The organism is Bacillus sp. JJ1773, from assembly GCF_036962035.1.
Taxonomy (GTDB): domain Bacteria; phylum Bacillota; class Bacilli; order Bacillales; family Cytobacillaceae; genus Cytobacillus.
On record NZ_JBALNX010000039.1, the window covers coordinates 19,374 to 41,249 of the forward strand.

A 21,876-nucleotide genomic window follows, 5' to 3' on the forward strand; every position below is an offset into this window, starting at 1 on the left:
AATAGGCGTGGACAATATATGAAATTTTTCATCTTGAAGCTCACTTTAACCATTCTCATTGTCCTTACCTCCTTTGCTAAATTGTTTAGTGTTCTTGAAGATTACCATCTTTTTCATATAATTGTCAACTGTCAGACAAGGTAATTTTTGTTATTTCATCAAACAAGGTTTATTCTTTTAAATCAATATTAATTTCTAAATCTGAAAATACTTTATAAGCAGAATCAATCATATTGAATTCAAGTGGTTCTTCTTGACTAACTTTTGGATAGGTTACTTCTATATGGTTAGGCAGTTGTTTAAAGCTAATAGCCTCGTACAGTTGATCGGTCTTTTGATTTATGATTCTCGGGAAAACAGGCTGTAATGGGTCCATCTCATAATGGACAACGGTCCCTGCGGTATTCTCTATGATGTTTAATACTTTTATTTTTGAATCTAAGTTTAAAATGGCTCCCTTCATAAAAGGTGCTGTAACACTTTCCCACATATAGGCTTTTCCATTGCTGGATGGTATCTCTTTTCCTTTATACGTTGAGATATAGGGAACAATTTTATAAGAATGGACATTAATACTTCTAGGCACTTCAACTTTCTCGTTTAAGATTCTTTCTGAAACAATTTGGTCATAAGCATTTTTATTGCTGCTTGTGCTTCTAACCGCCTTTTCTAGATACATAACCCCGTCAGGTCCAATCGCAACTAATGACAAATCAAGATAACTGTTGTCGGGCATCACTTCCTGCAACTTCATTTCTATTTTAGTGTTTAAAAGCAAAAAGGATGGAGTTAGTTGAACCTCTTTGACAGCAAATGAATTTCCAAGCTCATCCTCTTTTACAATTGGACTAGTCTTTTCAATGTATTCACTATCTTTCTGCAAGGTGAAAGCAAAGGACCAATCTCCCTCTACATCGTTAATCTTTTTAATACGAATTTCAAGCTCTGAAGTGATAGGGAATTCCTTCGAATTATAAAACTTTAAAATATCTCCCTTTTCTATCAGATCCTTCGTATTCATTCCGCTAAAATAAGAATTCCCATCTGAACGGTCATTCACAAATAGTTCTAATTCAATGTCAGATGTATCATATTTCTTCCTCATTTGATCACTAAACTCTACGTGGTAGGATATGGCTAATTGATGATTGTCCAAATACGCCTCTTCCAGCATGACCTTTATATTTTGATCTTCCGCTGCTAATGATAGTTTTTTTACCTTCCCCTCCTTAACCATCAGTTTTAATCCTTCATCCCCGTTGTTATATAAAATGTTTTCCGCATGTTGGCCAGTTGAAGTTCCTGTCATGTATGAATTTAATAATATACCTCCAATAGCTATAATGAGAACGGAGGCAATACTAGCTAGTATCCTCTGGCTTTTTAAAAATGACTGTTTTTTACCTATTCTTCCTATTTTTAACCCATCTTGGACTGTTTTGTTTAGCTGATCTGATGGAACAGGCACATTATTTACCATCTTCCTAATATCTTCTTGAAGCTTCTCCATACGTGACTCCTCCTTTTTCAAGCATTCCTTTTACCTGATAAAGTGTCCTATGTAATTGAGACTTGATGGTTCCTTCTGGTTTATCCAGTATTTCTGAAATATCCGAAATAGAATATCCGTAGTAAAAGCGAAGAAGCAACAATGTTTTTTGCTGTGGCTTTAGCATCTCAAAAACTTGTTCAATATCCATCGCCATAATGGCAGCATTCTCCTCATTTAGACCAGTTTCAACCCAGTCTGGTTCAAGCAAAATAACATCCTTAGATTTTCTAATAAAATCAATTGCCGTATTTATTAGTATCCTAGTCATCCATGTTGAAAAATAATGAATATCCTGCAATTTATGAAAGGATTTATATCCCTTAATAATGGCTTCCTGCACAATATCAAGGGCATCCTGTTCATTTTTTACATATGAATAGGCAACTTTATAAAGTTTTTCCTGCTCATGCTTAATTAATTTTTCAAAGGAATGGCTAGAGAATGATTTAAAAATGGACACAATCTCCCTCCTTTTTGTTTCATTATCAATATGACAACAGCGCGCTCGGTTTTAATAAGACGTCCTACCTATTAGACATTGACTTAAACAGAATCGTTCCATTTATTTGTAAAATAATAAAAAGAGCATGTCATAAAGAAACACGCTCTTCTCTTTAAAGTGTATTATAAAATTTTTTTATTGAGCAGCAGATATACAGCTCTTAATCCTATTCTGAATAACAGATTATTTCACCAAAGCCCGCTTTTTACGGAACACTGGCTTCACTTCAGCAAATAATATAGCGAGCATGATTAACACAGCACCGATGATCATACGGCCTGTCAGTATTTCATGTAAAAAGATAACCGATAAGACCATTCCGAAAAAGGATTCAGTCGATAGAATAATAGCCGCCTTTGTCGCCGTTGTATATTGATGGGCGATATTTTGAAAAAGGTAAGCAATCGTTGTTGAGAATATCGCTAAATACACAATTGAATATATAGCTTCATTTTCTAGCGTTGTCGGTATATCCCCATGAATGAACACTGCCACAACACTTAACAAAGATGCTGTTATGAACTGTACAATCGTTAGTGATATAGCATCTTCCTTTTGAACAAAAAGATTCGTATAAAATATATCAAAAGCAAATGCAACTGCACATGCGAGAGATAATGTATCACCAATATTAATGGTCATAGTACCTTGCAATGACAAAAATCCAATACCAACGATGGCTATACAAGAGCCGACCATTTCATAACGATCAATTCTGCGTTTATATAAGAGATAAGCAATAATTGGAACTATGACAACATTAACGGCTGTTAAAAAGGCATTTTTGGATGGGGTGGTATATTCTAAACCAACCGTTTGCAAGGCAAAGCCGATAAATAAAAAAGTTCCTAAAAGGACGCCTTTCCATATGATAGACTTCGTAAACCCTTTGAATTTATATCCAAATAAGATCATTAGAATGAGGGTTGCGATCACAAATCTGCCTGCCATCACCTGATAAGCTGTTAAATATTCTAGTGCAATCGCAGTTACAACAAACCCGCTGCCCCAGACAATCGCTGTAAAGAGCAGCATTCCATCCCCAATATATCGTTTCATCTTCTTTCTCCTCCTGACTAAAAACAATAATACCATGAGAAGAAATATATGAAGCTGATTAATTTTCTAAACTTACGAAATTATTTTTGTACGGGCTCTAAACTACCTATTGAGTCAAAATCATTTTATATATTAAACATTGCTTGAGGAGCTTTGTTTTACCTAAACACTTTACTAGGAACATCAAATACTTGCCATAGAAGGAAAATAAAAAGAAATGAAAAGAACCATGCCAATAGTGGACGGGTATGATGGATTCTAAGTATTAAAAACATAACAATAGTGAACATGGTTGACCAATATAAATTCCAGCCATTAAAGTATGTAAACTGGTTAAGCTTAACATCGATTAATTCATTTATAAAATAAATCAACACCCAGCCTATCACATATAGGAATTGTTTTATCTTATTTCTATCTGGGAATTTAGATAGGTAAATAAGGATCGTGGCTGGATATTTAATTAAAATTGCGGCTAAAGTTATATGGGTACTGGTTAAGCCGAAATATTTATCCAAACCCTGAGGAACATATTTCCACATTGGATAAAAGTCTGATAATAGATAAAGATAAAGAAAGTCACCTAAAGCATAAAATAATATGGTCGGATAATACTTCTTCCAATTCTTCATATCACCCCATTTAACCAATGCCAGAATCCACAATAAGCCATAAAACGCATTCAACTCTACACACCCTCTGTACATTCAATTCCCTTTTTTTGTATAAAAAAAAGACTGCCCCTGATTTTAGCCACACCCAGATGGAATGTTGCCTTTCTTTTCCTAATAATATGGACAATTTCACTTTTTCTATCCTGCTTGGCTTCGTTTAAGAGGGTTTATTTTATTTAATAATGAGAAGCCTTTTTGGATATCCTTAAACATAGTAAATATTACAAATCATGCAGAAAATTGAAGAAGACTGTCGATATCTTGATAGAAAACCTGATGATAGCATAAGCAAAATGATGATCTTCTATAATGCGGTTTCATGGGGAGGAGCTTCATAAATTGTTTAATTGGCTAAAATGGTCAAAAAAGAAATCGCCTGATAAGCAGAACGTTAACAGATTTACTATGGAAGATTTAATTAACACCTTAAAACCATCAAAGGATTTCCAAAGGTTTGAGTTTGAAACAAAAGGCGGACGATGCTGGATAAGTTATATTAAGACAATGGTGAATCCGGATTTCATTCATCGTGACGTGTTTCCATATTTAACGGAGAATTCCTTTAATAGCCTGGATGAAATTAAAAAGCTGCTGCCGATCGAACAAATTCTCATAACGGATGATGTAAAAGAAATTCAATCGAAAATCATGAATGGCTCCATCATCATTCAGATGAATGAACATGATGCGCGCTGTCTATCGATTTCTGCTGTTACAGTGGAAAGAAGACAAGTAACAATGCCAGAGGTAGAGTTTACGGTCGTTGGGCCCAAAGAAGCCTTTGTGGAATCTCTTGATACGAATATTAACCTAATAAGAAAAAGGCTTCTGCTCCCGCAATTACAAATACGCGAAATCGAAGTCGGGAAAGTTTCAAAAACAAGAGTAGCGATCATATATATTGACGGAATCGCGAATCAGGAAAATATCAATACGATGTTACAGCGTATTTCTGATATTGAATATGACCATATTATTGACAGTTCATATATTACTCAAATGATTTCAGATAATAAAAATTCGCCTTTTCCGCAAATGCTTGATACAGAACGTCCTGATCGTGTGAGTGCAGTCCTGACTGAAGGGAAAATTGCTATTTTGGTTGATGGATCCCCGCATGCCCTTTATTCACCCATTACGATCGTTGAATTTTTTTCTGCATTCGAAGATTATTTTCAAGTTTGGTATATTGCATCGAGCTTTCGTTTAATTCGTTTGTTTGCTGTTACATTTTCGGTATTTTCAACCCCATTTTATGTTGCCATTTGTACGTATCATTATGAAATGATTCCGTTGGATTTATTAGCTACTTTAATTACATCCAGGGCAGACGTTCCTTTTCCGCCTTTTCTCGAAGTGATTATTTTGGAATTAGTCATCGAACTATTGCGTGAAGCAGGAGCAAGGCTGCCGAGCAAGGTCGGTCAAACGATCGGTATCGTTGGTGGTATTGTTATTGGAACCGCCTCCGTTGATGCTGGATTAACTAGCAGTGTATTACTGATTATTATCGCACTGGCTGCACTAGCCTCATTTACTACACCTGTTTATCAAATGAGCAACACAATCCGTTTGATCCGCTTTCCATTTCTAGTGTTTGCGCAAATCTGGGGTTTAATCGGAATCGCGGTTTTCTTTGCCTTTATGGTAGGTCACCTGCTCAATTTGACATCTTTAGGAAGGCCTTTTATTGAGCCTATTTTTCCGCCTCGACTTTCAGATTTAAAAGATGCTTTTTTCAGAATGCCTTTCAATCGCCAGGCTAAGCGGCCTATATATCAGCGGCCGGAAGATCCTATGCGCGCAAATCCAACTCGTCTTAATGAAATAAATGATAATGAAAATTAACAATTTAAGAGTGGGCCGCTGACTTGTTTTATTTGATCGAAAAAATGGATAAGGCCCGCTCCTACAGAAACTGGTGACGTGATGCGAAATCTAATAAAAGAAAATCTTCTAATTTCCCCCTTTCTTGTCTTCTATACCATTAATGCAATGCAATTGGGTGTAGGGGTTCTTGACCTAGCCAAAATTAGCCGCCATGCTGAACAAGATATGTGGATTTCCATTATTCTGTCAGGGATGAGCATCCATGTCCTAGTTTGGATCTTATATAGAATCTTGAATAAGGGGAAAGGCGATATCATCGCTATCCACCGGGAGCTGTTTGGAAGATGGGTTGGTGGAATACTTAGTTTGATATTTACATTGTATATATTAATGCTAGGATTAACCGTCTTACGTGTTTATGTCGAAATCATCCAATTGTGGGTGTTCCCAGAAATATCAGTATGGTTTTTTTGCCTAGTTGTTCTTTTGGTTGTAGGCTATTTTGTCATTAATGGGTTCCGAGTTATAATAGGTATTTGCTTTTTAAGTACGCTTTACATGCTCCCTCTGCTATTGTCCTTTCTTTTTCCGCTGAAATTTGCCCATTTCAGCAATTTATTTCCGATTATGGATCATAGTATTTCAGATATTTTGGTTTCAGCAAAAACGGGGACACTCAGCATGACCGGGTTTGAATTGTTACTAATATTCTATCCCTTTATAAAGCATCCTGAAAAATCACAAAAATGGGCTCATTTTGCTGTCATATTAACTACTTTTATTTTTGTTTACATCGCCATCATCACTATCGTTTATTATCATCAAGATCAGCTGAAGCATATAGTTTGGAGTACCATTATGTTTTGGAAAATCATTGAATTGCCAGGTATTGAACGGTTTGAACATTTTGGAATAGCAGCTTGGTTATTTATCGTTTTGCCAATTATTTGTTTGACAATATGGAGTGCACACCGAGGCCTTATTCAGATATTTCCAGTCAACAAAAGGTTCCTTTTAGTTGTCATTTTGTTCGTTTTAGTAGTAGCTGCGGGGATGATTGAAAAACGGACAAGCATTGAAAAATTAAGAAGCATAGCTGGTGACGCTGGTTTTTACTTTATTTATGGTTACATTCCTTTCCTATTTATCGCACAGAAAATTATTTATAAGCTGAAAGGGGCTAAACAAAAACAATAATATTATCCCAAGATAAACAAAAAAACAAAAGAATTACAGTTCTATCGTGCGGTTCTTTTGTTTTTTTACAATATTTTATTAATGATGATCAGATATACCTGTTTCCAGAAAATCAATTTTAATATTTAATTCAACAGGGGCATCAGAAAATAATTCCTGCCACTTTTTTAATTCCCATCCCCTTGTTTGACTTCTAGCTCTATCTGCTATTCCTAAAGGATCAATCCCCTTTTCCCTGAACTGGTTAATTAATTCTAATCCTTTCTCCTCTAAATCCTTTCCTAACAACCTCTCAAATTTTCCCACGTCCATTACTGTCAATAACTTAATGTTCGAGTTCACTTCATCTATTAGAGCATTCATTTTTACATTAATCTTAATTTTGGGGTGTGTCATTCCACTTGTAATCGTATAATCCACCTTGGATTTTAAGGTTTCCATCGAAATATACATATCCTTATCTGGAAAGGAGGCAGCATAAGTTCCTCTATTCATATTCTCGTATAACATTTTAAAAACGAACAGTTTTTCGGCGCCAATTTTATCAACATATTTATCTTTTTGGAAGAAAGCAAGCCCCGATAGCTGGACATTTTCTCCATGTTTTTTTAGCATTGGCATAAAAGCATCTTGCCCTTTTGAATAATAGGCATACATAAATTCATGAAAATTCGATGTTGGTAAATTTCCTTTTTTACTATGTGTAATAAGGTCTTTGATATAACGTGAAGTCGTCTGATCCATTATTTCATATTTTCCGTCTAACAACTTTTTCGCTTCCCCTTCAACTATACAAAAGTCAACCTGCCTCCCGATGGATGGATGTCTTTTTATTCCATCCAAAGACGTGCCAATCCCTCTCTTTGCCAAACCCTCTCCGAATAAACCAATTAGGATTTTTCCGCTTGCGACAGCTTTCGGCAATTCTCTTTCGGCATTCCAAACAGCACCATACCCAGTAAAATTTGCAGCGCTGATAGTTTTACCTGTAAAAGAGCCTTTCTCTTGCGGACTAAACATGATAACGCCTAATGTTAATTCGTATTTTTTGTCTTCAGCCGCATCATATCCAATACTTTCAATGATTTGAATTTTTTCAATCGTTTTAGTCTGTATGCATCCTCCGAGAATGAAAACAAAACAGAAAATAGGGATGAAAACTTTTTTTACCATTATGTATCTCCTTATCTTAAGAGAGTAATTTTACAAGAGGATGGGTACAAGAATATCTTTACTATATTTGGAAAGAACAACCTTACATTATATTTTGCCAAATAAGTATGAAATTATTTTTATTTCAAGATCAAGTCCTCAAAATAGAATAAGGATTTAAAGCGAGAGGGAATGCTAAATAAAAAAATGGATGTGATTATGCGATGGAACCGGTCAAACAATATAAAACAACCGAAACACCAGCAAATCAAAATGAAAAATTAACATCAGCAGAAATGGGGAAACTATGGGCAGTATATATGGGGAATAGTATGTCAAAATGTGTGATTAGCTACTTTCTTCAACATGTTGAGGATAATGAAATTAAAAATTTATTGGACAACGCTCTGAACTTAGTTAAAGAATTTTTAAAAACGATAGAGGACATTTTTGAAAAGGATAACTTTCCGATTCCGGCTGGGTTTACTGATAAGGATGTAAACCTTGATGCACCGAGGCTTTTCGAAGATGAATTCTACGTACATTATTTAAATTATGTAGGGAAAGCTGGAATGAGCATATATAATGTCGCCATTCCTTTAGTGTTCAGAAAGGATGTAAATGACTTTTTCCTCTATTGCATGAATTCTACGATTGAGTTACTCGAACAAGTCAAAAGCATATTATTGAATAAAGGCTTCATTAGGAAACCGCCCTATATTCCAATACCTGAGGAAGTGAAATTTATCGACAAAGATTTTCTAAATGGCTTTTTTGGAGATATCAGGACTCTGCACGCATTAGAAATTGCCCATCTTTACGATAATATCGAGAATAACGTGACTAGCAAAGCGATACTCTTAAGCTTTTGTCAAACGGCAAAATCAAAAAAAGTTCGTGAATTGTTTAAGAAAGGGGAAGATATTACAAATAAGGTAATTGAACACTATATGGAAAAATTGCATAAGGAAAACCTGCCAGCACCAGCCTATTTGGACCATTTAGTCACTACATCAATCGTTGCTCCTTTTTCAGATAAATTAATGTTATTTCATAAAGTAGATATGTTTTCCATGAAAATTCGAGCAGTAGGAAATTCCTTAGCTGTCAATGGCAGACATGATATCGCACTGGTGTACACTAAATCATTAGCAAATATCTCCTTATTTGTAGAATCAGCCGCCAAACTTATGATTGAAAATGGATGGATGGAGCAGCCTCCAGAAGCAGCAAACAGAGAAGATTTGACCTCTAAATAAGAGCGCAGGGACAAGTTTTCTGTCCCTGCTATTCCTTTGAATTAATGTCCATTCTTTCCCACTACTCGATGACACGGTACCGTAATTAATACCGGATTAGCTCAATCGCCGCCCCTACAGCAACATATTAACTTAGCTTTTCGTACATTTTCTGGTTTCACTGTACATCAATTTTTCTTTCTTTTTTCATCACGTTTGCCATCTGCTGTGAGTTTAGATCATCTTCCCCATACAGTTTTTCAACGATGTTAAAATAATCCTTCTCATTTCGATTCTGACTTAATTTGTAGGCCGCTTGAATTTCTTGTACTTTAATTATAAATCCAACAATACCTTTTAGTTCTTTTTCTAATACTTCCAGAGAAAGCTTCTCCCAAAATGCTGGATTCTCACGATGCTTTTCATATTTTTGCAGCATCAGTATAAGTTCATGTTGTAACTCATCTTTATTTAATATGCTGGCTGTCCCATAGATGTGTACAGCCTGATAATTCCATGTTGGGACATTTTCATGCTCGTACCATGAAGATGAAATATAAGCATGTGATTTTCACCATCAATTAGTCATGAAAATTCGTCCCATCGGTCACTGCTTTTATGATGCCAGCACGAATAACAAAGTCACCAAAGCGCTCCTTCACTTTCCGTTCTTTGGCGTAGCGTGAAAGCAGCACACGCAATTCAGTTAAGATGTCTTTCTCACCAATATTTTCACGGTACATTTTGTTTAGGCGACTTCCGTCAAAGGCTGCACCGAGGTACATATTATATTTTCCTGGCGCTTTACCCATAAAAGCAATTTCTCCAAGTGCAGGACGGGCACATCCGTTAGGACAGCCGGTCATGCGAATGGTTATTTCTTCATTTCTCAAACCGTTTTCATCAATAATTTCTTCTATTTTATCGATTAAAACTGGTAGATATCTTTCACCTTCTGCCATTGCTAATCCACAAGTCGGAAGTGCCACACAGGCCATCGAACTGAGACGAAGAGCTGTATAAAAATCACTATTCATCAATCCATATTTATCGATAAGTTCACTGATCTGTTCCTTCTTTTCAGTTGAAACATTAGCGATAATCAAATTTTGATTGGCAGTTAGCCGGAAATCTCCTGAATGAACTTTTGCGATTTCATGCAGGCCAGTCTTCAGTTTGTAATTTGGATAATCCGTCACGCGGCCATTTTGAACAAAAAGGGTAAAATGCCAATTCCCATCAATCCCTTTCACCCAGCCGTATCGGTCGCCGTTATGATCAAAATGATATGAACTTGCTTCTTCCAAGCTCCAGCCAAGTCGGTTTTCAAGTTCGTTTTTAACCACTTCCAGTCCAAGCCTGTCAATTGTATATTTGAATCGGGCATATTTACGGATAGAACGATTTCCGTAATCCCGCTGAATGGTAATGATCTTTTCTGCCACTTCCGTTATTTTGTCTGGTGTACAGAAGCCGATCACTTTGCCCACTTGAGGATAAGTTGCTTTGTCACCATGTGTAAAGCCCATTCCTCCTCCAATTACGATGTTAAAGCCTTGAAGAATGCCTTCCTCCGCAATCGCGATAAATCCAAGGTCTTGAGAGAAGACATCAATATCATTTGAAGGCGGTACTGCAATGCCAATCTTGAACTTACGCGGCAAATAATGCTTGCCGTAAATAGGTTCAACTTCATCCACTTCCGGCGTGCCAGCAACTTTTTCTTCATCGAGCCAAATTTCATGATATGCCCTTGTTCGCGGCATTAAATGATCACTTAAGGCTTTTGCATATTCATATACTTCGGAATGAATGTCAGATTGATATGGATTAGGGTTACACATCACATTCCGATTGACATCACCGCAAGCGGCAAGCGTATTTAATAGAATGCCATTAATTTCTTGAATCGTCTTTTTCATATTCCATTTTAATACGCCATGCATTTGAAAGGATTGCCGTGTTGTCAGCTTTAAAGCTCTATTAGCATAATTATCAGCTAGCTCCTCAAGGACACGCCATTGCTCCGAACTTACGACACCTCCCGGGGCGCGTACGCGCAGCATAAATCCATAGGACGGTTCAAGCTTCTGCTTTTGCCTCTCATTCCGAAGATCACGGTCATCCTGCAAATAGCTGCCGTGAAATTTCATTAAGCGATTATCATCATCGTTTATTCCTGCACTTAGAGGATCCTGGATCGATGCTTCTAGTGACCCTCGCAAATAATGGCTATCCTCTTTAATCCGTTCAACATCACTAGGTGGACCGTCTGGCGCTTTTAGTACTTGCTTCAAGACCATAACGAGCAACTCCCTTTCTGCATTTAATTTATCTCACCACTTATTTTGGATTCCTCTACTTTTTGTTGTTACACTTTATCAATTTCACAATATATTAGTGACCTTCCTGATATATTAGCGATTTAACACATCGCTGAATAATTCAATATACATCCCGCTGGTAACGCTTTTGCTGTTTAAGGTTGGCCATATATTCTTCCGCCAGTTCACGGCTCATGCCGCCCTCTTTTTGGATAATTTCAATTAACGTGTTATGGACATCGCGAGCCATGTTTTTCTCGTCACCGCATACGTAAAAATACGCTCCATCTTCTAGCCATTCAAATAATTCTCTGCTATGTTCAAGCATCCGATGCTGAACATAAACCTTGTTATCGCCATCCCGCGAAAAAGCAACATCCATTTTCGACAAGACCCCACTCTTCAGCCAATTTTGCCATTCAAGCTGGTAAAGAAAATCTGTGACGAAATGCTGATCCCCGAAAAACAGCCATGATTTCCCTTCAGCCCCTACTTCCTCACGTTCTTGCAAAAAGGAGCGAAACGGCGCAATCCCTGTTCCGGGACCAACCATGATGATTGGCGTTTCCGGGTTATTTGGGAGCTTAAAGTTTTCATTTTGCTGAATAAAAACAGGCAGGGTGTCCCCAGCTTTAAGGCGCTCGGCGGCTTGAATGGAGCAAACGCCGTTCCGTTCCCGCCCATGGGCCTCATAGCGGACGGCACCAATTGTTAAATGAACTTCATCAGGATTTGCGGATAAGCTGCTTGCAATTGAATAAAGTCTAACTGGTATTTTCCGAAGAACAGAAACAAACTCTTGCGCTGACCCGCCCCATGCCCCAAAATCTCGTAGCAAATCAAGCAAATCGCTGCCTTCTAAAAATTCCTTTACTTTTTCTTCTTTTCCCGGTGTTAAAAGTTCTTGGAATTCATTATTGGATAAAAGCGGCTTTACCTTCTCAAGAAGCGGCTTTGTTAGAACAGTAATTTCGTAGAATGAGAGAAGGGCATCTTTAAGTGTTCGAACATCCCCTTGCTTTACTGTCACTGTCGTTTCGGGATCCCACTTTAGTTCATTAAGAATCCGCTCGACAAGCGCTGGGTCATTTTCTGGATAGACACCAAGACTGTCACCTGGCTCAAATGAAAAGCCTGAGCCCTCCAACGATAATTCAAGATGGCGGGTTTCTTTATTCGAGCCTCGTCCATTCAAATTGATATTTTCCAATACTTCTGCTTGAAAAGGATTAGTTCTTGAATACACAGCTTCGACTGTCTGCAATGCTGCAGCCGCATCAAAAGCACCTTCCTGATCCTCAGTAGCTTTTAAACTGCTAATAATGCCTTGAATCCATTCTGATGCATTTTCATCAAAATCAACATCACAGTCAATACGAGGGAAAAGCCTTGTGCCGCCAAGCTCTTCCAAGCGTTGATCAAAATCTTTACCTGTCTTGCAAAAGAATTCATATGAACTGTCACCAAGCGCTAAAACAGAAAAGTGCAGATTATTTAGTTTTGATGCTCTTTTGCTATGAAGGTATTCAAAGAAGGTCAATGCATTATCAGGCGGATCCCCTTCTCCGTGTGTACTGACAACAATTAATAGGTTATGAATTTTTTTTAATTGATTTGGTTTAAAATCACTCATAGATAATATGGTTATGTTAAAACCGTTGCTTTCCAGCTTTTTTGCCGTTTCCTTTGCTAGCCCTTGGGAATTTCCCGTTTGTGAACCGTAAAGAATCGTTACATCTTTAGATGCAACCCCTCCAGCGCCTTGCGGGGAATGAATTACTGCTTGTGTGGAAGCGGAATCTAACTGAATTGCGGCAGCCAAATAACCGCTCAACCATACTTTTTGTGCTCCTGTTAGTGTTGGCAGAAGTTGACTAAGAAGGTTTGCCTGCTCCTGATTAAACGGACTATTTATAACCTGAAGTTGCAACGAAAACACCTCACTATCATTTTTTTCATATTTTTTTGGACGATATGAATCTATTACACAATAATTAGACTCAAAAAGATCAGACATTAAGGGAGCCTATTTTCCCAGTTGCCCGTTCAATCACAATCTCTTCAAAAATTTGATGTTGGCTTAATGGGCCTATGTTTATCAACTGCTTTCCTGCTTTTATCCGCTTCATCACTTCGCGTTCTATTTCTGAACTAAGAAGGCCGGAAAATAATAAATAAGGAAGAACAATCACTCTGCCGTCCGCTTTTTCTAAAATGGTATCCATCCCGCGCTTCAGTCTTGGCTCGACCGCTGCCAAATAACAAATAGATACATACTGAATTCCAAGTCTATTCTTAATCCCTTGTGCAATCATTGAAAAATCAGTCTGAATTTGCGGATCACTGCTTCCCCTTCCGACAATTAACAGGCAATCGTTTCTCAGAAGGTCACCGGCAGTTCCTCTAATAAGCTCTGCTGCCGCATCAAGAATCTTCGACTGCACACCAAATGGATCCTCTACCTTTATCTGAATCTGAGGGAATCTGGCATGCAAAGAGGACAAGGTCTGGGGAATATCCCGCTTAATATGCCCCGCTGCAAGCAGGAAAAGAGGAACAACGGTAATGATTGTCGCCCCCTTTTCCACACATCGTTTAAAGCCTTCTTCCAGTAGTGGTTCTGACAGCTCAAGGAAACTAATTTCTTGAATGGGGATATCAACCCGGTTCATTACTTGTGCAATAAATTTCCGTGCTTCATCAGCCCCCTTTTTGGAACGTGTGCCATGGGCAATATAAAGAATCGCTTTCATCTCATTCCCCTGCCTTTATCCATGGATAACAGGGAGTTCTGACATCATTTCTTCCTGGAACCAATTTAATTTTTGATGCAAACGGACGACTTCACCGATCACAATCATGCTAGGGTTTGATATTGCTGCTTTCTTAACTAGCTCTTCGATGGTTTCAAGGGTTCCAACGACAGTCCTCTGTTCACTCAGTGTCCCCCAATGAATCAATGCAATAGGCGTTTGCTTCGATTTGCCGTTCTCGATTAAATTTTTTATGATGATTGGAAGCTGCGCTACTCCCATATACACACAAATGGTATCTACTCCATTGGCAAGATGTGCCCATTGGTGTTCTGCTGCTTGGTCACCAGCCTGATGACCAGTAATAAAAGCAAAGCTTTTGCTTAATGTTCGGTGGGTGACAGGAATGCCTGCATAGGCTGAAGCAGCAATCCCCGCAGTGATGCCAGGAACAATTTCAAAAGGAATGGCGTGCTTTGCACATGCTTCCGCTTCCTCTCCTCCGCGTCCAAAAACGAAAGGATCGCCCCCTTTTAATCGGACAACGTGATGGCCTTTTTTTGCATATTTCACTATGAAATGATTAATCGTTTCCTGCTTCATCGTATGGTAATGGGGGAGTTTACCGCAGTAAACAAGCTGTGCCCCATCCTTTGCATGCTGTAAGAGCTCCGGATTCACGAGCCGATCATAAAGAATGACATCTGCTTCTTTCAAGCACCTTAATCCCTTTACTGTAATCAGGTCTGGATCGCCAGGACCTGCTCCTACTAAATAAACCTTGCCGATCATTGCATTACCAGCCTTTCTTTATTCACATGAATTTTTTTGAAAATAAAACCTTAAATTGTGAAATGTTCTCGAAGATAGGCAAAGATTTTCTGTACCGCTTCGTCAACCGTTAAAAGGTTGGACTGGATAATGATCTCAGGATGTTTTGGAATCTCATATGGAGAATTAATCCCTGTAAAATCCTTAATTTCTCCTCTTCGTGCTTTGGCATAAAGCTGTTTTGGGTCACGATCTTCACATGTTTCAATTGGACAATCAACAAAAATCTCAATAAATTCTCCTTCTTCAAAAAGAGAGCGGACATCATCGCGATCATTTCGGAATGGAGAAATGAAGGCAGTTGTCACGATCTTGCCGCTATCGACAAAAAGCTTAGCTACTTCGCCAATCCGTCTAATGTTCTCCATTCTGTCTTCTTCTGAAAAGCCAAGATCTCGATTAAGACCGTGGCGAATATTATCGCCGTCTAACACATATTCATTAATTCCTTGTTCGAATAATTCACTTGAAACAGCATTCGCAATCGTTGATTTTCCCGATCCCGAAAGGCCTGTAAACCATAATACACAGCTTCCGTGACCGCTCTGAGCTCGCCGGTCATTTTTTGTAACAGCTGCATCGTGCCATGTAATATTTGTTGCTTTGGACATGTTTTTCCTCTCCTTATGCCTTTACGTGTTCTTTCAATCCATCAATGAGCACTTCCACAACTTCTTTACGGCTAAATGTGGAAGGCGGAATCACACCAGCGCGAAGCATTTCCCTTACTTTTGTTCCCGAAAGGATGACCCTGTCCTCTATACTGTGAGGGCAAGTTTTATCTGAGGCCATTCCCTCACATTGATTGCAATAAAAGCTATGTTCAAAGAATAATGGCTTAATCCCTAATTCATCTACCGGAAAATCGCCAAATATTTTCTGTGCATCATATGTTCCATAGTAATTGCCTACACCCGCATGGTCTCGACCGACAATAAAGTGAGTGCAGCCAAAGTTTTTGCGTGCAATGGCATGAAAAATAGCTTCTCTTGGTCCGGCATATCTCATCGCCGCAGGATATACCCCCAGCTGTACACGGTCTTTTGGATAGTAATTTTCAAGCAAGACACGGTAGCTTTTTAAACGGACATCTGCTGGAATGTCATCAGACTTTGTTTCTCCTACAAGAGGGTGCACGAACAGCCCATCAACAGTTTCTAGTGCCGCCTTTTGGATATACTCATGCGCTCGGTGAATCGGATTGCGTGTTTGAAACCCTACTACTGATCTCCAGCCATTTTTTTCAAAAAGCGCTCGAGTTTCCTTTGGTTCGAACCAAACATCGCTAAATATTCTTTTTTCCGGCTTTTTAATAAGCGTGATATCTCCAGCGACATAAACTGGCCCTCTTTCAAATAGTCGCTTCACTCCTGGATGGGCAAGCTCCTGTGTCCGATAAACGAAGAGTGCCTCTTTGTTTAAATCAGGTTCATACCATTCGGTAACTTTTATCACTCCATAAACCTCTTGATTAAATACAAGCTTAACTTCCTCGCCTTTTTTAAGTGATTCTGCAATTTCATACGATACAGGGAGTGTGACTGGTATGGACCATATCGTGTTGTCCGCAAGGCGCAAATTCGCTACAACAGATTCATAGTCTTCTTTTCCAAGAAACCCCGTTAAAGGACTGAATACACCAACACCGATAAGCTCTAGGTCACTTAATGCAACTTCATCGATTTCAATTTCTTTATCGATATGGGAAAAATCAAAGTCCGGATGAAATGCTTGAATTAAAGTTCCTCCATGAGGTTTTGGCAGAAATGACATTCGTATCATACCTTTCATTCATTTTTTGTTTTCTAAATTACTAAGTTAAAAAACAGACATATCTCTATTCTTTGAGAGGCGAATGATGAATCACTGCCTTTTGCCTTTTCATCAATGACAGAACTCCGAATACAGAAATCAGAACGCCAATCATTGCAATGACGGGGTAGAAATTTTGTTCAATGATCAGTTGAATAAGTGTGTAAGTTAAAACCATGGAAAGGACAGGTGACACAATCCAAACGGTGAGCAATTGAACAACGATGCCCTTTTTCAACACCGCTTTTCCTTGTTTTGCATAACCAATTCCGATAATGGAAGACGTTGTTATTTGTGTGAGAGGTACAGGAATACCGAATAATGACGCGATTGTTACGATGCTTGCACCTGTTCCTGAAATAACACAGCCTTCTTCAAGCTTTAAGGTAGTGATCTTTTTGCCGTTTGTTTCTAGTACTCGCCGGCCTAAAAAGATGACTCCGAATGCAACAAATAGCCCGCCCCAGAATATCCCGCTTCCTGTAGAAAGAATTCCCGCGCCGACAAGCGGTCCAACCGCATTTGCTACATTGTTCATTCCAGCTGAAAAAGCTTCAAATAAGCCCATAAATACAACTAGAATCGTAAGGATTGGAACAGCCTTTGGAGCTTTCACCATCCGTTTAATAAATGTACTTTTTAATAGATAGCTAGCTAGAACAGCAATGATAAATGCGGCTAATGGTGTAAGTAGCCAGAAACTCATTATCCAGAGAAGATTCCACACATATACAGACTGATATACAATTCCTGCACCGATGATCGATCCCACAGCGACTTCACTCGTTGAAAGCGGAATGCCAAAGATATTGGCCAAAAACAACGACAAAGCCGCAGAAGCTAAAACGATCAAGGCAATTGGAATTGTAAACGTGGATGATGGGACAATTCCGCTCCCAATTGTCTTTACGACCTCCCCGCCGCCAAGCCAAGCACCTAGAAATACCGCGATACTGCAAAGCATTAGTGCCAGACCTTTTTTAATGACCCCTGAGCCGTAAGCAATTCCCATAGAAGCGGCCGCCCCGCTTCCGCCTATATTCATGGCAAAAAATAATCCAATAATAACTGCCAATATGGTTACCACTTGTCATGTCCTCCTTATCGGGTATGAAGACCGCACTCAGTCTTGCCACTTCCCGCCCAACGTCCTGCACGCGAATCGCCATCAATATCAACAGGCCGAGTACAAGGAATACAACCAATACTTGGGTACTGCTGGTCATGCAATTGGTTGTACGGAAGACCTCTTTTTCGGATATGTTCCCAAATATCGCTCCATGACCAATGAATAAGCGGGCAAATTTTCACATTCTTAAATTTTTCATCTTTATTAATGAATTCAGTATTTGCTCTAGTGGGCGATTGTTCGCAGCGAAGGCCGGATATCCAAGCTTGTTTTGTCGAAAGTGCTTCTTTTAATGGAATGACCTTTCGAATATGGCAGCACTCGTTGGGTTCTCTTTTCCATAATGCGGATCCATATTGAGCTGCTTGGTCGTCTAAGCTTAAGTGCGGCTGATTTCGCTCGATTCTTAAGCTAGGAAAACGGGCTTCGATTTTATCAATCACTTCATAAGTCTCTGAAAAGTGCAAACCCGTATCTAAGAAAACAATATGGGCATTTGACTGACACTGTTGAATCAGATCGATTAACACAATCGCTTCTGCCCCGAAGCTTGAGGCATAGACAATCTGCTCTTCCGAATAGGAACTGTAGGCCCACTCGAGAACCTCCTTTGCCCCTTTTGTTTCATCGCTTATGTTAAAACGATTTGAAACTTGAGCCCAGTTTCGATACGTGATGGGAATATTCATGGTTGGTAAACCTCCTAACAAATCAAATTCGCCTTGGCGTATTTGCGCCCAGATTTCTCGGGCTCACTTGCTAACTTCCTCTCAAAGTAAAGCGGTATTATGGAAAAATACGATATGCGGAAAAGTCAATAAAAAAAGGCAGTCTCCCACTTTTAATAAAATGGAGACCGCCTCTAGTTTATCTAGTCAGCGAGTTTTTTGATTGAAGACGAATCTTTTCATTTTTCTCTATTTGCACGACCTTGCCATCTTGAACAACGATCGTGATGGATCCGAATTTTAAAGAGTCCAGCATTTTTTCAAGCTGTGTGTACAGCTCTTCCCTTCCCCCAATATTCAGCTGATTCGTCCCCCTTTCAAAATATTTTATATGTGGGAGAGGGATTATAATCACCTGCCCCAAATGTATAATAAATGACTAGAATAACCGCTATACCGCAGCTAATTGCAAAGATACTGTCTATTTTCCATAAACCTCTTTAATAATAATGTTAATTATTTACATAAACACTACCATACCGATAGGATTAATGTAAATAAGATAATTAAACTTTTTTACAAATAGTTATTAGGTCCTTCATTCAACTTTTATGCATTCAAATTCCCCATTTTGTGAAGATGTTCTAGTATTTCCTTTTGTGCAGATTCATCTATACGGTAACGTTCATCAAGGATTTCTTCTAAGAATTTATTTCTTTCTTCAAGGGGAATGTTCATCTTTTTCAGCTTTCTTCGGCATTGAAGCAAAAATTCCGAATAAGTTTCCCAAGAGTGATCAAATTGTTTTTCTAACTCTTTTTTCAGCTTCCTTGTCAGCTTTGGACTCGAACCATTTGTTGTTACCGCTACTTGGAGGTACCCTCTTTGAATTGTTGCAGGAAAGGAGACATTTCCCTCTTCGGATTCATCAACCACACAAACTAATTGATTAGGAGAGAGAAAATTCACCAAGGCTTTATTAGCTTTTCTGTCGTTTGTTGCCAAGATAGCAAGAAATGCATTCTCAAAATCATTTGGAAAGGCCTTTCGATGAATGAAGGTGTAATCCTTTTCTCGAGATAACTCCAGAATTTCTTCGCAAAAATGAGGAGCAATAAAAGTAATATCCGCCTTTTGTTCCGCTAAAGCCTTTGCTTTTCTAGCGGCTATCCTTCCACCACCGGCAATGACGACCTTCTTACCTGTTAAATTAATTATTAACGGCTGCATAGCCCCTCCTATTTTTAAGTATTATCATATTTTAAACTATTCCTATAAGTCAAGTATGATTTAATATATTTATTGAAAAATAAGAATATTCTTCTCGTTTTGCCTCTTCAAACTTAATGGACTTTGCTTTATCCATTTTTCCAATCCAATCAACAAACTAATGTATATTTATACTTTACCTTACTTTTCCAAAAGTTACTTAACTACTCTTCTTCCTGTCATAATCCCGCTTTCAATTGCACCTTCGATGAAACCTGCCCATCCATTTGCATTATCTGAACCTGCGAGAAATAAGTTCACTCAAAATATATCCTTTATTGGCGAGCAATCTGGACTGTACTTATTAATAAAATTACATCTAGAGTGTTCAGAAGAATGGCTGATCGCGCGCGCTGCCTTTTATGGTGTTAAAGTGTATCCCACTTCACTTTACTTCATAAAAAATAATTCTGATACGCCCTTATTAAACTTGGCCATAGTCATCTTTCTTGCGATGAAATCCAGTTAGGGGTACAGCTCTTGAAAATGGCTTGGATATAAAAAATACCCATAATCGTTAGTTGTGTCTAACAATTACGGGTATTTTTTAGGACAAAGGGTCAGGTTACTGTCCCCACGTCACGTGATAATGCCTTGCTTATTCCGATGGCATTTCGTTAAAGAACGTTACATCCTCAATAGGAAGACGTGTTGTTGGATGTCCAGGTTTCGCTGCTTTTCCGATCGCAATCAGCATGACCGGCACATACTGTTTGGAAATTCCGAACGCTTCAACGAACTTCGCTTTATCGTATCCACCCATCGGAACCGTATCGTACCCTTTAGATCGGGCGACAAGCATGAGCTGCATCGAGATGAGGCCGCCATCCGTATATACGATTTGACGCGCCACTTCAGGGGGCAAGGTAGAGTACATTCCGGTCGTACGCTCGATGAATGATTTAGCCGTATCCTCCGGCATATAACCTGCTTCAACAGCCTGTCCATAAATTTTTTCGGATTTCTTGTAGCTTTCCACATCTCCAAGCACAGCAATAACGGCAGAAGCCTCGACTACCTGTTGTTGGTTAAACGCGATTGGCAGAAGCTTTTCCTTTAACTCCGGCTTATCAATGACTAGAAAACGCCATGGCTGCAGGTTTGATGATGATGGAGCCAATGTTGCCAGCTCCAATATTTCCGTCATTTCTTCGCGTGAGATTCGCACTGTTGGATCATATGAACGAACAGAACGGCGTCCCTGAATAACATCGAGGAACATTTGCTGTTCGGGTACATAGATAGTTTGTGACATAATAATTCCTCCTAGTAATGATCAATTACTTCATCTCTACTACGAACGCTTCAAGAAAACTCTTATATCTTAAAGGTTTTTAACCCTTTTATGAACGTGATAAAAGATCGTTCTATTTCTATTGTTCGCATCTTACCAGTTTACATTACTAAAAAGTGAAACGAATTGTCAAAAAAAAGGTTTTAGCCATTTGCATAATCTGAACCTGCGATAAACACCCCTTCTTCTTCCCTCTGAAGTTCAGCCAGATACTCCGTTAATTGCTTCTTTTTCAACATGGCCCATGTTCGTGAGAGTGGATCGGCCATCCAGTCATGGCCTGTGCTCTCCATCACCTCGATGTCCGGAATGAATTTGCGAAGCTCTTTCTCTACCTCTGTTTGATTTTCCATATCCAGTTTCGTTGAGTCGCAGCCGAAACCAACAATGAAGGATGCTCCTTATGGCTGTAATTAATTCATAGAGTGAGGCAGGCGGGCAGATTCTTTTCTACTAAGCTGAAAAAGGGAAAATCAAAAAGACAAATAATTTATCATTTAATGAATGATTGATGACTAGAATAGAATGAAGTTATTGAAATTCTTAAAGATTTTATACGAAATAATTGAACCCAGTATAAAAAGGTTTAATG

General features: G+C 38.7%; 21 protein-coding genes and 3 pseudogenes. 4 read left to right on the forward strand and 20 right to left on the reverse strand.

Annotated elements, in window-relative coordinates; all coding sequences use genetic code 11:
• Positions 1-169: 169 nt before the first annotated feature.
• The 4 genes from V7127_RS10320 to V7127_RS10335 all read right to left on the reverse strand — a co-directional run bounded on the left by V7127_RS10320 (position 170) and on the right by V7127_RS10335 (position 3,799).
• Positions 170-1,510: a DUF4179 domain-containing protein gene (locus V7127_RS10320; protein WP_335485571.1), complete on the reverse strand. Its 1,341-nt coding sequence runs from the start codon at positions 1,508-1,510 to the stop codon at positions 170-172.
• Complete coding sequence (locus V7127_RS10325; protein WP_335344953.1) at positions 1,485-2,012, reverse strand: sigma-70 family RNA polymerase sigma factor; 528 nt, start codon at positions 2,010-2,012, stop codon at positions 1,485-1,487. Before V7127_RS10325 ends, V7127_RS10320 begins: the two co-directional genes overlap by 26 nt.
• Before the next feature lie 225 nt (positions 2,013-2,237).
• Complete coding sequence (locus tag V7127_RS10330) at positions 2,238-3,113, reverse strand: DMT family transporter (protein ID WP_335485574.1); 876 nt, start codon at positions 3,111-3,113, stop codon at positions 2,238-2,240.
• Between the two features lie 158 nt (positions 3,114-3,271).
• Positions 3,272-3,799: a CBO0543 family protein gene (locus V7127_RS10335; protein WP_335485577.1), complete on the reverse strand. Its 528-nt coding sequence runs from the start codon at positions 3,797-3,799 to the stop codon at positions 3,272-3,274.
• Positions 3,800-4,192: 393 nt separating this feature from the next.
• On the opposite strand from V7127_RS10335, the gene V7127_RS10340 reads away from it, so the two are divergent.
• Both V7127_RS10340 and V7127_RS10345 read left to right on the forward strand, forming a co-directional pair.
• The gene (locus V7127_RS10340; RefSeq protein ID WP_335485772.1) at positions 4,193-5,635 is read left to right on the forward strand and encodes a spore germination protein; all 1,443 of its coding nucleotides are present in this window, start codon (positions 4,193-4,195) and stop codon (positions 5,633-5,635) included.
• 81 nt (positions 5,636-5,716) lie between these two features.
• A complete protein-coding gene (locus tag V7127_RS10345) occupies positions 5,717-6,814 on the forward strand; it encodes a GerAB/ArcD/ProY family transporter (protein WP_335485580.1) in 1,098 nt (365 codons plus the stop codon).
• A 78-nt stretch (positions 6,815-6,892) separates the two neighbouring features.
• On the opposite strand, the gene V7127_RS10350 is transcribed toward V7127_RS10345, so the two are convergent.
• Positions 6,893-7,987 (reverse strand): Ger(x)C family spore germination protein, encoded by a 1,095-nt coding sequence (locus V7127_RS10350; RefSeq protein ID WP_335485583.1) that lies wholly within the window; start codon positions 7,985-7,987, stop codon positions 6,893-6,895.
• A gap of 203 nt (positions 7,988-8,190) precedes the next feature.
• Between V7127_RS10350 and V7127_RS10355 the strand changes: the two genes are divergently transcribed.
• Positions 8,191-9,225, forward strand: coding sequence for a DUF3231 family protein (locus V7127_RS10355; RefSeq protein WP_335485586.1), 1,035 nt, complete (start codon positions 8,191-8,193; stop codon positions 9,223-9,225).
• Positions 9,226-9,266: 41 nt separating this feature from the next.
• Here the strand turns inward: V7127_RS10355 and V7127_RS10360 are convergent.
• The 13 genes and pseudogenes from V7127_RS10360 to V7127_RS10420 all read right to left on the reverse strand — a co-directional run.
• Positions 9,267-9,346: pseudogene (locus V7127_RS10360) on the reverse strand (MGMT family protein); the annotation flags it as partial.
• Between the two features lie 36 nt (positions 9,347-9,382).
• Positions 9,383-9,769, reverse strand: a pseudogene (locus V7127_RS10365) (FMN-binding negative transcriptional regulator); the annotation flags it as partial.
• Between the two features lie 16 nt (positions 9,770-9,785).
• Entirely contained in the window at positions 9,786-11,507 is a 1,722-nt protein-coding gene (gene cysI, locus V7127_RS10370) for an assimilatory sulfite reductase (NADPH) hemoprotein subunit (protein ID WP_335485589.1), read from the reverse strand.
• Between the two features lie 142 nt (positions 11,508-11,649).
• Positions 11,650-13,458: an assimilatory sulfite reductase (NADPH) flavoprotein subunit gene (locus tag V7127_RS10375; RefSeq protein ID WP_335485593.1), complete on the reverse strand. Its 1,809-nt coding sequence runs from the start codon at positions 13,456-13,458 to the stop codon at positions 11,650-11,652.
• A gap of 79 nt (positions 13,459-13,537) precedes the next feature.
• Positions 13,538-14,281, reverse strand: coding sequence for a sirohydrochlorin chelatase (locus tag V7127_RS10380; protein WP_335485596.1), 744 nt, complete (start codon positions 14,279-14,281; stop codon positions 13,538-13,540).
• A gap of 15 nt (positions 14,282-14,296) precedes the next feature.
• The gene (cobA, locus tag V7127_RS10385; RefSeq protein WP_335485599.1) at positions 14,297-15,073 is read right to left on the reverse strand and encodes a uroporphyrinogen-III C-methyltransferase; all 777 of its coding nucleotides are present in this window, start codon (positions 15,071-15,073) and stop codon (positions 14,297-14,299) included.
• Between the two features lie 50 nt (positions 15,074-15,123).
• A complete protein-coding gene (gene cysC / locus V7127_RS10390; RefSeq protein ID WP_335485602.1) occupies positions 15,124-15,723 on the reverse strand; it encodes an adenylyl-sulfate kinase in 600 nt (199 codons plus the stop codon).
• A 13-nt stretch (positions 15,724-15,736) separates the two neighbouring features.
• Positions 15,737-16,885: a sulfate adenylyltransferase gene (gene sat, locus V7127_RS10395; RefSeq protein WP_335485775.1), complete on the reverse strand. Its 1,149-nt coding sequence runs from the start codon at positions 16,883-16,885 to the stop codon at positions 15,737-15,739.
• Between the two features lie 64 nt (positions 16,886-16,949).
• A complete protein-coding gene (locus V7127_RS10400; protein ID WP_335485605.1) occupies positions 16,950-18,011 on the reverse strand; it encodes an inorganic phosphate transporter in 1,062 nt (353 codons plus the stop codon).
• 14 nt (positions 18,012-18,025) lie between these two features.
• A complete protein-coding gene (locus V7127_RS10405; RefSeq protein ID WP_335485608.1) occupies positions 18,026-18,742 on the reverse strand; it encodes a phosphoadenylyl-sulfate reductase in 717 nt (238 codons plus the stop codon).
• 178 nt (positions 18,743-18,920) lie between these two features.
• A complete protein-coding gene (locus V7127_RS10410; RefSeq protein WP_335485778.1) occupies positions 18,921-19,037 on the reverse strand; it encodes a YezD family protein in 117 nt (38 codons plus the stop codon).
• A gap of 293 nt (positions 19,038-19,330) precedes the next feature.
• Positions 19,331-19,951 (reverse strand): NAD(P)-dependent oxidoreductase, encoded by a 621-nt coding sequence (locus tag V7127_RS10415; RefSeq protein ID WP_335485611.1) that lies wholly within the window; start codon positions 19,949-19,951, stop codon positions 19,331-19,333.
• Between the two features lie 195 nt (positions 19,952-20,146).
• Positions 20,147-20,251: an FAD-dependent oxidoreductase gene (locus tag V7127_RS10420; RefSeq protein WP_335485794.1), complete on the reverse strand. Its 105-nt coding sequence runs from the start codon at positions 20,249-20,251 to the stop codon at positions 20,147-20,149.
• On the opposite strand from V7127_RS10420, the pseudogene V7127_RS10425 reads away from it, so the two are divergent.
• Positions 20,247-20,491 (forward strand): annotated as a pseudogene (locus V7127_RS10425) (PLP-dependent aminotransferase family protein); the annotation flags it as partial. The gene V7127_RS10420 and the pseudogene V7127_RS10425 overlap by 5 nt on opposite strands.
• Before the next feature lie 97 nt (positions 20,492-20,588).
• On the opposite strand, the gene V7127_RS10430 reads toward V7127_RS10425, so the two are convergent.
• Positions 20,589-21,245, reverse strand: a complete 657-nt coding sequence (locus V7127_RS10430) for a nitroreductase family protein (RefSeq protein ID WP_335485613.1) — start codon at positions 21,243-21,245, stop codon at positions 20,589-20,591.
• A 182-nt stretch (positions 21,246-21,427) separates the two neighbouring features.
• Entirely contained in the window at positions 21,428-21,637 is a 210-nt protein-coding gene (locus V7127_RS10435; protein WP_335344959.1) for a hypothetical protein, read from the reverse strand.
• Positions 21,638-21,876 lie beyond the last annotated feature (239 nt).